The organism is Micromonospora sp. NPDC048871 (genome assembly GCF_043198155.1).
Classification (GTDB): domain Bacteria; phylum Actinomycetota; class Actinomycetes; order Mycobacteriales; family Micromonosporaceae; genus Micromonospora.
The window spans coordinates 263,546-278,382 of record NZ_JBICUM010000004.1 but is presented as its reverse complement, the minus strand read 5'-3'; the positions used below and the strand labels follow the sequence as shown (position 1 = coordinate 278,382).

General features: G+C 70.8%; 14 protein-coding genes. 11 read left to right on the top strand and 3 right to left on the bottom strand.

What is annotated here, in order from left to right:
* Positions 1-12 precede the first annotated feature (12 nt).
* The 4 genes from ACGFIK_RS12710 to ACGFIK_RS12695 are packed head-to-tail and all read left to right on the top strand — an operon-like array spanning position 13 to position 3,710.
* Positions 13-1,032, top strand: coding sequence for a sulfate ABC transporter substrate-binding protein (locus tag ACGFIK_RS12710; protein WP_327026168.1), 1,020 nt, complete (start codon positions 13-15; stop codon positions 1,030-1,032).
* Complete coding sequence (gene cysT, locus ACGFIK_RS12705; RefSeq protein WP_327026167.1) at positions 1,029-1,877, top strand: sulfate ABC transporter permease subunit CysT; 849 nt, start codon at positions 1,029-1,031, stop codon at positions 1,875-1,877. Before ACGFIK_RS12710 ends, cysT begins: the two co-directional genes overlap by 4 nt.
* A complete protein-coding gene (locus ACGFIK_RS12700) occupies positions 1,870-2,703 on the top strand; it encodes a sulfate ABC transporter permease subunit (RefSeq protein ID WP_327026166.1) in 834 nt (277 codons plus the stop codon). Before cysT ends, ACGFIK_RS12700 begins: the two co-directional genes overlap by 8 nt.
* Complete coding sequence (locus ACGFIK_RS12695) at positions 2,700-3,710, top strand: TOBE-like domain-containing protein (RefSeq protein ID WP_327026165.1); 1,011 nt, start codon at positions 2,700-2,702, stop codon at positions 3,708-3,710. The genes ACGFIK_RS12700 and ACGFIK_RS12695 overlap by 4 nt, the downstream gene beginning before the upstream one ends.
* Positions 3,711-3,760: 50 nt before the next feature.
* Here ACGFIK_RS12695 and ACGFIK_RS12690 read toward each other — a convergent pair whose 3' ends face one another.
* Positions 3,761-4,789: a LacI family DNA-binding transcriptional regulator gene (locus ACGFIK_RS12690; RefSeq protein WP_393339262.1), complete on the bottom strand. Its 1,029-nt coding sequence runs from the start codon at positions 4,787-4,789 to the stop codon at positions 3,761-3,763.
* Between the two features lie 177 nt (positions 4,790-4,966).
* On the opposite strand from ACGFIK_RS12690, the gene ACGFIK_RS12685 reads away from it, so the two are divergent.
* Entirely contained in the window at positions 4,967-6,112 is a 1,146-nt protein-coding gene (locus tag ACGFIK_RS12685) for a serine hydrolase domain-containing protein (protein WP_393339260.1), read from the top strand.
* A 68-nt stretch (positions 6,113-6,180) separates the two neighbouring features.
* On the opposite strand, the gene ACGFIK_RS12680 is transcribed toward ACGFIK_RS12685, so the two are convergent.
* Entirely contained in the window at positions 6,181-6,642 is a 462-nt protein-coding gene (locus ACGFIK_RS12680; RefSeq protein ID WP_393339257.1) for a VOC family protein, read from the bottom strand.
* Positions 6,643-7,063: 421 nt separating this feature from the next.
* Here ACGFIK_RS12680 and ACGFIK_RS12675 point away from each other — a divergent pair, with 421 nt between their 5' ends.
* From ACGFIK_RS12675 to ACGFIK_RS12655, 5 genes are read left to right on the top strand one after another with little or no spacing between them, the layout of a single operon-like run.
* Complete coding sequence (locus ACGFIK_RS12675) at positions 7,064-8,134, top strand: sugar ABC transporter substrate-binding protein (protein ID WP_393339255.1); 1,071 nt, start codon at positions 7,064-7,066, stop codon at positions 8,132-8,134.
* Positions 8,131-9,663, top strand: coding sequence for a sugar ABC transporter ATP-binding protein (locus ACGFIK_RS12670; RefSeq protein WP_327026159.1), 1,533 nt, complete (start codon positions 8,131-8,133; stop codon positions 9,661-9,663). Before ACGFIK_RS12675 ends, ACGFIK_RS12670 begins: the two co-directional genes overlap by 4 nt.
* Positions 9,656-10,693, top strand: coding sequence for an ABC transporter permease (locus ACGFIK_RS12665; protein WP_327026158.1), 1,038 nt, complete (start codon positions 9,656-9,658; stop codon positions 10,691-10,693). Before ACGFIK_RS12670 ends, ACGFIK_RS12665 begins: the two co-directional genes overlap by 8 nt.
* Positions 10,694-10,742: 49 nt before the next feature.
* Entirely contained in the window at positions 10,743-12,062 is a 1,320-nt protein-coding gene (locus tag ACGFIK_RS12660) for an enolase C-terminal domain-like protein (protein ID WP_393339251.1), read from the top strand.
* Positions 12,059-12,937, top strand: coding sequence for an amidohydrolase family protein (locus ACGFIK_RS12655; protein ID WP_393339248.1), 879 nt, complete (start codon positions 12,059-12,061; stop codon positions 12,935-12,937). The genes ACGFIK_RS12660 and ACGFIK_RS12655 overlap by 4 nt, the downstream gene beginning before the upstream one ends.
* On the opposite strand, the gene ACGFIK_RS12650 is transcribed toward ACGFIK_RS12655, so the two are convergent.
* On the bottom strand, positions 12,889-13,641 hold the full coding sequence (locus ACGFIK_RS12650) for a FadR/GntR family transcriptional regulator (RefSeq protein WP_327026155.1): 753 nt from the start codon (positions 13,639-13,641) through the stop codon (positions 12,889-12,891). The genes ACGFIK_RS12655 and ACGFIK_RS12650 overlap by 49 nt on opposite strands.
* A 170-nt stretch (positions 13,642-13,811) precedes the next feature.
* Here ACGFIK_RS12650 and ACGFIK_RS12645 point away from each other — a divergent pair, with 170 nt between their 5' ends.
* The gene (locus ACGFIK_RS12645) at positions 13,812-14,837 is read left to right on the top strand and encodes an alcohol dehydrogenase catalytic domain-containing protein (RefSeq protein WP_327026154.1); all 1,026 of its coding nucleotides are present in this window, start codon (positions 13,812-13,814) and stop codon (positions 14,835-14,837) included.

Below are 14,837 nucleotides of genomic sequence, written 5' to 3'. Positions count from 1 at the left end.
GACACGACTGCGATGAGGCACCGGATCAGAACGGCCCTCGCCCTCGCCATGGTCACCGGCCTGGCCCTGTCGGGCTGCGGCGGCGGCACCTCGGCGAGTGACTCCAGCACCTTGAACATCGTCGGTTTCGCGGTACCCGAGGCGGCCAACAAGGCCATCGCGGCCCAGTGGAACAAGACCGAGGCCGGCAAGGGGGTCCGCTTCAAGTCCTCCTACGGCGCCTCCGGCGACCAGAGCCGGGCGGTGGTCTCCGGCCTGAAGGCCGACTATGTGCACTTCTCGGTCAGCAGTGACGTGACCCGACTGGTCGACGCCGGTCTGGTCGAGGAGAGCTGGGACGACGGCCCGAACAAGGGCATCGTCTCCTCCTCGGTCGTCGTCCTGGCCGTACGCAAGGGCAACCCCAAGAACATCCAGGGCTGGGACGACCTGATCAAGCCCGGCATCGGCATCGTCACCCCCAACCCGGCCTCCTCCGGCGCCGCCCGCTGGAACGCCCTCGCCGCCTGGGGGCACATCGCCGCCAACGGCGGCACGGACGCCCAGGCCGAGGAATTCCTGACCAAGCTGTTCGCCAACGTGGTGTCACTGCCGGGCAGCGGACGAGACGCCACCACCACCTTCCTCGGCGGTACCGGTGACGTGCTGCTGGCCTACGAGAACGAGACGATCCTGGCCCGGCAGAACGGTGAGGACCTCGACTGGATCCTGCCCGCCACCACCATCCTGATCGAGAACCCGGGCGCCATCCTCAAGGACGCCGATCCGAAGGCCAAGGAATGGCTGGACTTCGTGCTCGGCCCGCAGGGGCAGCGGCAGTTCGCCCTGACCGGCTTCCGCCCGATCATCGACGGCGTCGACACCAACGGCATCGAGGGGGCCCTCGACCCCGCCAACCCGTTCCCGGCACCGCAGAAGCTGCTCACCGTCGACGCGGACTTCGAGAGCTGGTCGGCACTGTCCAAGAAGTTCTTCGACGAGAACGAGGGCATCATCACCAAGGTCATCGCGGCCTCCGGGAAGGCGAAGTGACCTCGGCGACTCTCGCTCCGGACCGACCGGCGGCCCCCCGCCGGTCGGTCCGGAGCGGCCTGCCGCTGACCCGGGTGTCCGGGCTGGGCCTCGGCGTGGCGATGGTGTGGTTCAGCCTGCTGGTGCTGATCCCACTGGCCGCCGTCGCGGTGACCGCCGCCGAGGGCGGCTGGGCCGGCTTCTGGCGCGCGGTGACCAACGAGCAGACCGCCGCCACCATCCGGCTGACCGTGGGCACCGCCCTGCTGGTCACCCTGGTCAACATCGTGATGGGCACCCTGATCGCCTGGGTGCTGGTCCGCGACAGGTTCTTCGGCAAGCGGGCGCTGGAGATCCTCATCGACGTGCCGTTCGCGTTGCCGACCATCGTCGCCGGCCTGGTGCTGCTGTCGCTGTACGGGCCGACCAGCCCGCTCGGGGTCAACATCGCCAACACCCGGATCGCGGTCTTCCTGGCCTTCCTCTTCGTCACCCTGCCCTTCATCGTGCGGACCGTGCAGCCGGTGCTGGCCGAACTCGACCCGGAGGTGGAGGAGGCCGCCGCCTCGCTGGGAGCCAGCCGGTACGCCACCTTCCGGCGCATCGTGCTGCCCAGCCTCACCCCGGCCATCGCGGCGGGCGCGGCCCTGTCGTTCGCCCGCGCGGTCGGCGAGTACGGCTCACTGGTCCTGCTCACCGGCAACCTGCCGATGCGTACCGAGGTGGCCTCCGTACGCATCCTCAGCAGCATCGAGAACGACAACATCGACAGCGCGGCGGCGGTCGCGGTGGTGCTGCTGGCCATCTCGTTGGCCGTCATCGTCGTGCTCGACGTCATTCAGCGGAGGGTGGTGCGCCGTGGCTGAACACTCGATCACCCGTACCCCGGTCGGTCGCCGTCCCGGCCGGTACGTGCTGCGCGCGGTGGTCACCGCGTACCTGTTCCTCCTGGTGGCCTGGCCGTTGTACCTGGTCGGCCGCAACGCCCTCGCCGACGGCTTCACCAGCCTGGGCGACATCCTCACCGATCCCGACGTCACCCACGCGCTGCGGCTGACCGTGGTCATCGCAGTGACCTCAGTCGTGATCAACACGGTGTTCGGGGTGGGTATCTCCCTGCTGCTGGTCCGCTACGACTTCCCCGGCAAGCGGACGCTGAACGCCCTGCTCGACATGCCGTTGTCGGTCTCGCCCATCGTCGTCGGGCTGGCCCTGGTGCTGGTCTATGGCGGTCGGGAGGGCTGGTTCGGCCCGACCCTCGAAGCGGCCGGCTTCCAGATCATCTTCGCCACCCCGGGCATGGTGCTGGCCACCGTGTTCGTGGCCCTGCCGCTGGTCATCCGGGAGGTCGTACCGGTCCTTCAGGAGATCGGCGACGAGCAGGAGCAGGCCGCCCGCAGCCTGGGCGCCAACGCCGTGCAGACCTTCCGCCGGATCACCCTGCCGGCGATCAAGTGGGGGGTGATCTACGGGGTGGTGCTCAGCCTGGCCCGTTCCCTCGGCGAGTTCGGCGCGGTCAAGGTCGTCTCCGGCAACGTGCTCGGCGAGACCCGTACGGCCACCCTGGTCGTCGAGGAGAAGTACCTGAACTTCGACAAGGGCGGCTCGTACGCCACCGCGTTCCTGCTGGCCCTCGTCGCTGTCGCCTGCATCATCGTCGTGTCCGTCCTCAGGCCGAAGGAAGACCGTTGAGCATCGAGATCGTCAACGTCGGCAAGCGTTTCGGCGACTTCGTCGCCCTGGACGACGTGTCGGTGAGCATCCCCTCCGGCCGCCTCACCGCCCTGCTCGGCCCCTCCGGCGGCGGCAAGTCCACCCTGCTGCGCATCATCGCCGGTCTGGAACGCGCCGACACCGGCAAGGTGGAGATCGAGGGGGTGGACGCCACCGGGCTGCCGCCGCAGAAGCGAAATGTCGGGTTCGTGTTCCAGCACTACGCCGCCTTCAAGCACCTGACCGTACGCCGCAATGTGGCCTTCGGTCTGGAGATCCGCAAGCGGCCCAAGGAGGAGATCCGGCGGCGGGTCGACGAACTGCTGGCCCTGGTCCACCTGGAGCAGTTCGCCGAGCGGCTGCCCGCGCAGCTCTCCGGCGGGCAGCGGCAGCGGATGGCGTTGGCCCGGGCGCTGGCCGTCGAACCCACCGTGCTGCTGCTCGACGAGCCCTTCGGTGCCCTGGACGCCAAGGTACGCAAGGAGTTGCGGGACTGGTTGCGCCGGCTGCACGACGAGGTGCACGTCACCACGGTCTTCGTCACCCACGACCAGGAGGAGGCCCTGGAGGTGGCCGACGAGATCGTGGTGATCAACGAGGGGCGGGTGGAGCAGATCGGCTCACCGGACGACCTGTACGACCGGCCGGCCAACGAGTTCGTCATGCGCTTCCTCGGCCCGGTCACCCAGCTCGGCGAGGAGTTGGTCCGCCCGCACGACCTGCAACTGTCCACCGACGGCGGCACCGGGGTGAGCGCCCGGGTCACCCGGATCACCCGGATCGGCTTCGAGATCCGGGTAGACCTCACCACGACCGGGGGCCAGCCGGTCACGGCCACCCTGACCCGCAACGAGTTCCTGGCCCTGGGCATCGCGGTCGATTCCGAGGTGCGGGTCCAACTGGCCCCGGGCAGCCCCAGCACCCGGGTGGGCGCCCCGGCGCAGGGCCCCGCCGCCGAGACCAGCCTCGCCGCCACCGGCTCCTGAACCCGGCCCGGTACGGGGATCGGGTGAATCGCCACCCGGTCCCCGTACGGTCATCTGCGCGGCGGGGCCACCGAGCGACGCCGTCGCAGCGGCATCGGCACCCGGACCTGCTTCGGGGCCTGGCCGTCGAGCAGCAGTTCCACCGCCCGTCGCCCCATCTGCTCGTGCGGCAGGGCGGCCGTGGACAGCCCGGGCCGCAGCCAGGAGGCGGTGGGATCGTCGTCGAAGGAGATCACCGAGATCTCCTCCGGGATGCGCAGTCCCGCCTCACCCAGGGCCTGGTACGCCCCGAAGGCCAGCCGGTCGTTCATGCAGATGATCGCGGTCGGCCGGTCGGGTCGGCCCAGCAGGGCGCGGGTCGCGGTGTAGCCGTGTTCGGGCAGCCAGTCGGGGCAGAACCCCTCCACCTGCAAGCCGACCCCGGCGGCGGCCAGGGTGGCCCGGATGCCGCGCAGGCGGGCCTCGGCGGCCAGCGAGATCTCCGGATCGCGTTCCTTGCGCCGGTTGCGGCCGATCAACGCGATCCGGTCCCGGTGGCCGTACCCGATCAGGGTCTCGGCGACGGTGACCCCGGCCCCCTCGTCGTCCGGCAGCACCCCGGGCAGCTCCGCCGCCGCGCTCGTCGCGTTGAGCAGCACCACCGGGCCGCTGAGGACGGCCGGCGGCACGGACAGCCGGCGGGTGGCCATGGCCGCGTAGATGACCCCGTCGACCTGGCGATCCAGGATGGTCTCGATGGCGTACCGCTCGAAGGCCGCGTCACCCTGGGTCTCGGCGATGAGCAGGACATGGTCGCGTTCCCGGGCCGCGTCCAGGGCGCCACGGATCAGGTCACCGGCGAAGCGGGTGGTGGCCACGATGTCGGAGACGAAGGCGATCGTGGCCGTCTTGCGGGTCCGCAGGCTACGTGCCGCCACATTGGGGCGGTAACCGAGTTCCTCGGCCGCCGCGAAGACCCGCTGGTGCGCCTGGGCGGACAGCCGAGTGCCCTCCCGCCCGTTGAGCACCATCGAGGCGGCGGTCTTGGACAAGCCCGCCCGCTTCGCGACATCGGCCAGGGTTGCTCGGTCGTGGCCCATCAGTCCTCCGATCGCGGCGGGTCGGTCCGGCACCGCCGTCGTCCATCATGATGCGTCGCGGCACCGGACCTCTGGTGCCCCGGACCCGGTTTCAGGGACAGTGGGCACGGACCCGGATCGACCGTGGTGCTGATCATCCATCGACAGTTCAGCAAGACTCACTGAAGGGACAGCGGCTTGACCGACACCCAGATCCACGGCCATGTCGACGACGGCTTCGGTCCGGTCGCCGACGTGTTCCGTGACAACTTCGCCCACCGCCGGGAGGTGGGCGCCGCGGTCGCGGTCTACCTGCGCGGTCGCAAGGTCGTCGACCTGTACGGGGGAACGGCAGACCCCCGCTCCGGTCGCCCGTGGACCGCCCAGACCCCGACCGTGGTCTTCTCCTGCACCAAGGGGATCATGGCGATCTGCGCCTACCTGCTGGTCCAGCAGGGCCGGCTGGACCTGGCGGCGCCGGTCACCCGCTACTGGCCGGAGTTCGGCCAGAACGGCAAGGCGGAGATCCCGGTGAGGTGGCTGCTGACCCACCAGTCCGGCCTGCCGGCGCTGGACAAACCCTTCACCCGCGAGGAGGTCCTCGCCTGGGAGCCGGTGATCCAGGCCATCGAGGCCCAGGCCCCCCTGTGGAAGCCGGGCACCGCGCACAGCTATCACCCGATCACCTTCGGCTGGCTGATCGGCGAGGTGATCCGCCGGATCACCGGCGAGCTGCCGGGCACCTGGTTCGCCCGGTACCTCGCCGAGCCGCTGGGTCTGCGTACCTGGATCGGGTTGCCGGCCGCCGAACGGGACACGGTGGCCTGGATGCTGGCACCGCCCGGTGACTTCGCCGCGCCCGACCCGGTCTCCGACCGGGCCGTGACCATGGGCGGGGCCTTCCCCTTCCCCGCCGACCCCGAGGGCTGGGTCAGCTTCAACGACCCGGCCATCCAGGCGGCCCAGATCCCCGGGGCGGGGGCGGTCAGCACGGCCGAGAGCCTGGCCCGCCTCTACGCCGCCTGCGTCGGGGAGCTTGACGGGCCCCGGCTGCTCACCACCGCCTCCATCGACGACGCGATCACCGTCCGTGCCGCCGGTCAGCAGGTGTACGGCTATCCCGACGCCGGACACCGCTGGGGCACCGGGTTCCTCCTGCACTCGCCGCCCCGGCCGATGCTCGGCGAGCGCAGCTTCGGCCACGACGGCGCCGGCGGGCACCTGGCCTTCGGCGACGACACCCACCAGGTCGGCTTCGCCTATGTGGTCAACCAGATGGGCGATGGTGAGGACGAGCGGGCCAACCTGCTCAGCGCCGCAGTGCGCGACTGCCTGGGCGGGTAGGCGGTCGCCGCCGACCTCGGGGCCGGGCGTGGCCCCGAGGTCGGGCGGGTCGCCCTCGTTGGAGCCAGTCAGTCCAGGCAGAACTCGTTGCCCTCCGGGTCGGCCATCACGATGAAACCGGCCTCGAAGGGCGGCTCGGGTTCGACCCGGCGTAGCCGGGTGGCGCCCAGAGCCAGCAGCCGATCACATTCGGCCTCCAGCGCGGTCATCCGTTCCTCGCCCTGCAGGTCGGGGGCGACCCGCACGTCGAGGTGGACCCGGTTCTTGACGACCTTGTCCTCGGGCACCTGCTGGAAGAACAGCCGGGGTCCCGACCCCTCGGTGTCCTCGATGGCCGATCGGGTGTTGCGTTGCTCCGGTGGCACCCCCAGTTCGGCGAGGAAGTCGTCCCAGGCGGCCAGCGGGTCGGCGCCTTCGGGTAGGTCTACCCCGGGCGGACCGGGATGCACGTAGCCCAGCACCTCTCGCCAGAACGACGACAGTCCTTTCGGGTCACGGGCGTCGAAGGTGACTTGGATATTCCGACTCATGCCCCTCACCCTGCCAGGTGGGAGAGGCTCAGGCTGTCCCGTTTTGGGTGGCTGTTCTGCGGGAGTCGGGCCGATCGGCCCGGAACCGCGAGGGCTGGTGATCAGAGACCATCGATGTTAGCGTTCCCACGAAGTCTCCCGGTGGGGAAACGGCCGCCCGTCGGTGACCGATTGTGACCGCCAACATCCCCTGTGGTCGGTGGCCCGTCTGGTGCGGCTCGGCCGGGCAGTCATCAGATCTATCTGGGCTCTCCGTGCTTGTCGCTAACTGGCTTATCCTCGCATCCCGCCTGGAATCGGGCGTTGACGTTACCTGTCGGAAACGCATAACGTCTGATGTCTAGGTCGTGATCCTCGCTGCTCTCCACGTCGCCGGCGGCGCGACCGGCGTCGATGACTCCCCGATCCGGAGGAAACGGCAATGAACCGCAGGGCTCTGCTGAGAGTGGGGCTGACCGTACTGCTGGCCGCCTCGGCCACCGCGGTCGCCGGATGCGGCGACGGCGCGGGCGGCGGATCCGGCTCGGGCGGCGACAAGCTGCTGGTCGGAGTGGACTACCCGCGCTCCGACACCGACTTCTGGAACTCCTACATCGGATACGTGCCCCGGTTCGCCCAGGAGCTGGGTGTGGAGCTGAAGACCACCAACTCGCAGAACGACATCGCCAACCTGATCTCCAACACCCAGACCTTCATCAGCCAGGGGGTCAAGGGGGTGGTGATGGCCCCGCAGGACACCGCCGCGATCGCGCCCACCCTGACCCAACTCGAGGACAAGAAGATCCCGGTGGTCACCATCGACACCCGGCCGGACACCGGCAAGGTCTTCATGGTGGTCCGGGCCGACAACCGGGCGTACGGCACGAAGGCCTGCCAGTTCCTCGGCACCAAGCTCGGCGGCCGGGGCAAGGTCGTCATGCTCCAGGGCGGCCTGGACTCGATCAACGGTCGGGACCGCACGGAGGCCTTCAACGAGTGCATGCGGCGGGACTTCCCCGGCATCACCGTCTTCGGGGAGGCCACCGACTGGAAGGCGGAGGTGGCGGCCTCGAAGTTGCAGACCCGGTTCGCCTCCGACCCGGACATCAAGGGCATCTACCTGCAGTCCTCCTTCGCCCTCTCCGGCACCCTCCAGATCCTCAAGCAGCGCGGCCTCCAGGTGCCGCCGGAGGACCCCCGGCACGTCTTCGTGGTCTCCAACGACGGCATCCCGCAGGAGTTGAAGAACATCGGCGAAGGGCTGATCGACGCCACCGTCAGCCAGCCGGCCGACCTGTACGCCCGGTACGGGCTGGAGTACGTCAAGGCGGCCATCGAGGGCAGGACCTTCCAGCCCGGCCCCACCGAACACGGCAGCACCATCATCCAGGTGCGTGATGGCCTGCTGGAGGACCAGCTTCCCGCGCCCCTGGTGACCCTGGACGGCGCGCCGATCGCGGGCGAGCCCACCACCCGGTTCGACGACCCCGCCCTGTGGGGCAACAACGCATGAGCGCCGACCGGCAGGCCCCGACCGGCGGGCCGGTCGAGGGCGACCGGCCCGTCGTCGAGGCGGTGGACATCACCAGACGCTTCGGCTCCACCCTGGCCCTGTCCGAGGCCGGCATCGTGGTCCGGCGGGGGGAGACCCACGCCCTGGTCGGGCGCAACGGCGCCGGCAAGTCCACCCTGGTCGGCATCCTCACCGGCCTGCTGGCCGCCGACGCCGGTCAGGTGAGCTTCGACGGGGTACCGGCGCCACCCCTGGCCGACCGGGACCGGTGGCGACGGCAGGTGGCCTGCGTCTACCAGAAGTCGACAATCATTCCGACCCTGACGGTGGCGGAGAACCTGTTCCTCAACCGACACCCGGGCCGACCGATCCGCTGGGGCACCCTGCGCCGACAGGCCCGGGAACTGCTCGCGCAGTGGTCGGTGGAGGTGGATGTCCGCCAACCCGCCTCGACCCTGACGGTCGAGCAGCGGCAGTTCGTGGAGATCGCCCGAGCACTGTCCTTCGGGGCCCGGTTCATCATCCTCGACGAGCCGACCGCCCAACTCGACGGCGCGGGCATCGAGCGGTTGTTCACCCGGCTGCGCGACCTGCGGGCCCAGGGGGTGACCTTCCTGTTCATCAGTCACCATCTCCAGGAGATCTACGAGATCTGCGACCAGGTGACCGTCTTCCGCGACGCCCGGCACATCCTGACCGCCCCGGTGGCACAGCTGAGCCGCCCGGCGCTGGTCGCGGCCATGACCGGGGAAGAGATGAGCATGCCCGAGGCCGCCCACCGCCCGCCTGCCGCCGAACAGCCGGTGGTGTTGTCCGTACGGGACCTGGTCACCACCTCCGGCGCCGAGATCTCCCTGGCGGCTAAGGCCGGTGAGGTCCTCGGCATCGCCGGTGGCGGGGGCAGTGGCAAGGTCGAGGTGGCCGAGGCGATCGTCGGGCTGGCCCGCCCGGCGGCCGGGACGGTCACCCTGGAGGGCCGGCGGCTGCGCCCCGGCAGCGTGCCGGACGCCCTGGCCGCCGGGATCGGTCTGGTGCCGCAGGACCGGCACCGGGAGGGCCTGGTGCCCCTGCTCTCCATCGGGGAGAACGTCACCATGACCGTGCCGCAGCGGCTGGGCCGGTGGGGCCTGATCTGGCCGGCCCGCCGGGACACCCTGGCCCGGCAGAGCATCGCCGACCTGGCCATCAAGGCCACCGGCCCCCAGGTCCCGGTCGCCGAACTGTCCGGCGGCAACCAGCAGAAGGTGGTGCTGGGTCGGGCGCTGGCCAGCGACCCCAAGCTGCTGGTGCTCATCACCCCGACCGCCGGGGTGGACGTACGCGCCAAGCAGACCCTGCTCGACGTCGTGGAGCAGGTGAGACAGCGCGGTACGGCCGTGCTGGTCGTCTCCGACGAGGTGGACGACCTGCGGATCTGTGACCGGGTGCTGGTGATGGTCCAGGGGCGGGTGGTCCGGGAGATGGCTCCCGGCTGGAGCGACAACGATCTGGTAGCCGCCATGGAAGGGGTGGATCTCCACCATGCCTGAGAGGCTGTCCACCGCCGCGTCCCCGGCCACCACCCCACCGGCCACCGCGCCGCCCCCGCGCAGCCTGGCCCTCGCCCGGCTGCGGGATCTGGCCCTGGTGCCGGCGATCATCGCGGTGGCCGTCGTCGGGTTCATCGTCAACCCGGTCTTCCTCAGCTCCGACAACATCATCAACGTGCTGCAGAGCATGTCGGAGATCGCCATCGTGGTGCTGGCCCAGACCATCGTGCTGATCACCGGGAAGATGGACCTGTCCCTGGAGTCCACCTTCGGGCTGGCCCCCGGCATCGCCGCCTGGCTGATCATCGACCCGGCCCTGACCCGGGGACTGGGCCTGGACTTCCTGCCCTCGGCCTGGGCGGTCCCGGTGGTGCTGGCGGTCGGTGCCCTGGTCGGCGCCTTCAACGGGCTGCTGATCGTCCGGTTCGGGCTCAACGGGTTCATCGTCACCCTGGGCATGCTCATCGTGCTGCGCGGACTGCTGACCGGCATCTCCGGCGGTCAGACCTTCTTCGCCCTGCCGGAGTCGATGACCTATCTGGGCTCGACCAGTTGGCTGGGGGTCCCCGCCTCGATCTGGCTGTCGCTGCTGCTGTTCGGCCTCGGCATCGGGGTGCTGGGCTACACCCGGGCCGGTCGGGCCCTCTACGCCATCGGCGGCAATGTCGACGCCGCCCGAGCCGCCGGCATCCGGACCGACCGGGTGCTGTGGATCGCCCTGATAGTCGCCAGCATGCTCGCCGCCCTGGCCGGGCTGCTGATGAGTGGACGGCTGGCCGCCGTACCGGCCGCGCAGGGCAGCGGGGCGATCTTCCAGGTGTTCGCCGCCGCAGTCATCGGTGGGGTCAGCCTCAACGGCGGCAAGGGCACGGTCTTCGGCGCCTTCACCGGGGTCCTGCTCCTTTTCATGATCATCAACGTGTTGACCCTGGCCGGGGTGCCCGCGCAGTGGACCAACTTCCTCAACGGCACGGTCATCCTGGTGGCCCTGGTGGTCTCCCGGATCACCGCCGGCAAGGCCCAGACATGACCCGGCGCACCCCCGGCAGGTCAGCCCTCCGATCCCGACAGGAGTCGCGGTGACAGAACTCATCTCCTCCGTCGAGGCCATCGACGTGCGGTTCCCCACCTCCCGCCACCGGGACGGCTCGGACGCGATGAACCCCTTCCCGGACTACTCCGCGGCGTACGTACTGCTGCGTACCACCGCCGGGGCGCAGGGGCACGGCCTGGTCTTCACGGTGGGCCGGGGCACCGAGATCCAGGTGGCCGCGGTGCAGTCGCTGGCCGCGATGGTGGTCGGTCAACCGGTCGACGAACTCGTCGCCGATCCCGGCACCCTGGCCCGCCGACTCGTCGGGGACAGCCAGATCCGCTGGCTGGGCCCGGAGAAGGGGGTAGTGCACATGGCCGCCGGGGGCCTGATCAACGCGGTGTGGGATCTGGCCGCCCGCCGGGCCGGCAAGCCGCTGTGGAAGCTGCTGGCCGACCTCACCCCGGAACAGTTGGTGGCCCAGGTGGACTTCCGCTACCTGCGGGAGGCCCTGGACGAGCAGGAGGCCCTGGCGCTGCTGCGGGCCGCCGCCGAGGGTCGGGCCGAGCGGGAGGCGATCCTGCGGGCCGAGGGCTACCCGGCCTACACCACCACCCCGGGCTGGTTGGGCTACGACGACGAGAAGCTGGCCCGGCTGTGCCGGGAGGCCGTCGAGGCGGGGTACGGGCTGATCAAGCTGAAGGTCGGCGGCAACCTGGCCGAGGACGTACGCCGGATGGGTATCGCCCGGCGGGCGGTCGGGCCGCGGGTCCGCATCGCGGTCGACGCCAACCAGGTCTGGGGGGTGCCCGAGGCGATCGGGTGGATGCGGGAACTGGCCGCATTCGACCCCTACTGGATCGAGGAGCCGACCTCCCCGGACGACGTGCTGGGCCACGCCGCCGTCCGCGCGGCCCTGGCGCCGGTCAAGGTGGCCACCGGCGAGCACATGCACAACGCGGTGATGTTCAAGCAGTTGCTCCAGGCCCAGGCGGTCGACGTGGTGCAGATCGACGCCTGCCGGGTGGCCGGGGTCAACGAGAACCTGGCGATCCTGCTGCTGGCCGCCAAGTTCGGGGTGCCGGTCTGCCCGCACGCCGGGGGAGTGGGGCTGTGCGAACTGGTGCAGCACCTGGCCATGTTCGACTTCGTCGCGCTCAGCGGCAGCACCCAGGACCGGGCCATCGAGTACGTCGACCACCTGCACGAACACTTCGTCGATCCGGTACGGATCCGTGGCGGACGCTACCTGGCCCCCACCGCCCCTGGGATGAGCGCCCAACTCGTACCCGCCGCGCTGGCCGACTACCGCTATCCCGACGGCCCGGAATGGGCCGCACCGACCATGGCGGGAGCACCCGCATGATCATCGACTCGCACCATCACCTGTGGCGCCCGGAGCGCGGCTACACCTGGCTCAACGAGCCGGGGCTGGAGGTCCTCCGCCGGCCCTTCACCCCGCAGGACCTGACCGCCGAGCTGACCGCCACCGGGGTGCAGGGCACCGTGCTGGTCGAGGGCGGCCGGTGCCATCCCGACGAGGCGGCCGAGTTCCTCGGCTACGCCGCCGACACCGCCCCGATCCTGGGGGTGGTGGCCTGGCTGGATGTGGGCTCCGGTGAGGTCGGCGAGACCATCGCCGGGTACCGGCGGCTGCGCGGCGGGGAGTTGCTGGTCGGGCTCCGCTCGCAGGTGCAGGGAGAGACCGACCCCGACTATCTGGACCGACCGGAGGTACGCCGAGGACTGGCCGAGATCGCCGCCGCCGGGCTGGTGTTCGATCTGGTGATCCGGGCCGATCAGCTGCCGTCGGCCGTCCGGGCAGCGCGGGCCCTGCCGGAACTCCGCTTCGTCCTGGACCATCTGGGCAAGCCCCGCATCGACGAGGGGGCGGCCGGGCTGCGCCGATGGCGTACCCCCTTCGCCGACCTGGCCGCCCACCCGAACGTGACCGCGAAGCTGTCCGGTCTGGTGACCGAGGCGGCACCGGACTGGTCCCCGGCGGACCTGCGGCCCTTCGTCGAGGTGGCGGTCACACAGTTCGGCCCGCAACGTCTGATGTTTGGCTCGGACTGGCCGGTGTGCCTGCTCAGAGCGGACTACCCCGGGGTGCTGCGGGCGTTGCAGGCGGCCCTGCCCCCGCTGGCCGACCGGCAGCGCTACGAGATCTTCGCCGGTACCGCCCTGCGCACCTACGACCTGGCCGGCCGGCGGGACCCCGTCCCGGCCGGCCCCGCGTGACCGGGGCGTTGGGACCGGGTCGGCTTGGCCGCCAGCACGGTACGCAGCCAGGCCTCGGAGGTGTTCACATGGATCAACGCACTGGCCTGGGCGAGCAGTTGGTCCCGCGAGCGCAGGGCCTGATAGATGGCCTGGTGCTCGTCGATGGTCTTGTGGGCCGCGTTGCCCTCGATCAGCCCTCGCCACACCCGGGCCCGCAGGGTCCGGCTGGAGAGCCCGTCCAGCAGGGAGGTCAGGGTCTCGTTACCGGTGGTCGCGATGACGGTGTGGTGGAAGGCGGTGTCGAACTGGATCAGCTTCTCGGCGTCGTCCGCCGCCGCCCGCATGTCCTGCAGGATCTGGGCCAGCTCGTCGAGTCGGGTGTCGGTCATCCGCAACGCCGCCAGGCCGGTGGCCACCGGCTCCAGCATCCGCCGGACCTCCATCACCTCCAGCAGGGTGTCGTCGCGCAGCAGTTCCACCGCCAGGCCCAGCCCCTCCAGCAGCAGCCGGGGGGCGAGGCTGGTGACGTAGGTGCCGTCGCCCCGTCGGACGTCGAGCACCCGGGCCGATTCCAGCACCTTGACCGCCTCGCGGACCCCGCTGCGGGACAACCCCATCTGGGCGGCCAGTTGTGGCTCCGGTGGCAGCCGCGCCCCCGGTGGCAACTCACCGCTCTGGATCATGCTGCGGATCTTCACGATCGCGTCGTCGGTCAGTGCCATCCACGCCCCCTTCGCCACCGGCCCGCCGGGCACCCCCGACGCGGATCCGCCGCCGGCGATCGGCCCCACCACTATAGAGACGTCGGACGTTTGCCGTGGTCGTGGTCCACGCCGGCCGGACGGTGTCCCCTCAGCATCCCCCACCAGCGGCACCGGACCGAGGAGGCGGCGTGAACCGCAGCGCGTACTACATCGGTGAGCAGACCTTCGTCGTCGAGGAGACCGAACTGGTGCCCCCCGAGGCGGGACAGGTCCGGATCGAGGTCGCCTACACCGGCATCTGCGGCACCGACCTGCACATCGCCCACGGGGCGATGGACCAGCGGGTCCGGGTACCGGCGGTGATCGGGCACGAGATGTCGGGCCGGATCGCCGAGGTGGGCGCGGGGGTCGAGGGTCACCGGGTGGGTGATCCGGTGACGGTGATGCCGCTGGACTGGTGTGGCCGCTGCCCGGCCTGCCGGGCCGGGCACACCCACATCTGTCACCGGCTGACCTTCGTCGGCATCGACTCCCCGGGGGCCATGCAGCGGTCCTGGACGGTGCCGGCCCGGCTCCTGGTGCCGCTGCCGGAAGGGTTGCCGCTGACCCACGCCGCCCTGGTGGAGCCGACCGCGGTGGCCGTGCACGACGTACGACGCTCCCGGCTGGTCGCCGGAGAACACGCAGTGGTCATCGGCGCCGGCCCGGTCGGGCTGCTGATCGGCACGGTGGCCCGGGCCACCGGGGCCGAGGTGACCGTGCTGGAACTCGACCCGCGACGCCGCGAACTCGCCGCCGAGATCGGCCTGACCACGGTCGACCCCGACACGGTCGATGTGGTCGGGTACCTGCACGAGATCACCGGGGGAGCCGGGGCCGAGGTGGTGTACGAGGTGTCCGGCTCGGCCGCCGGGGTCCGCACCGCCACGGAACTGCTGGCCGTACGCGGGCGGCTGGTCGTGGTGGCGATCCACCCCACCCCCCGGGAGGTGGACCTGCACCGGATCTTCTGGCGGGAGCTGGAGCTGATCGGGGTACGGGTCTACGAGCACGCCGACTACGTGGAGGCGGTCCGGCTGGTGCACGGTGCCCAGGTGCCCGCCGATCGGCTGATCTCCCGGATCGTGCCGCTGACCGAGGTGGCGCAGGCCTTCGAGGCGCTGGCCGCCGGGGGTGACGTCAAGGTGCTCATCGACTGTGGAGGAGACAGGTGA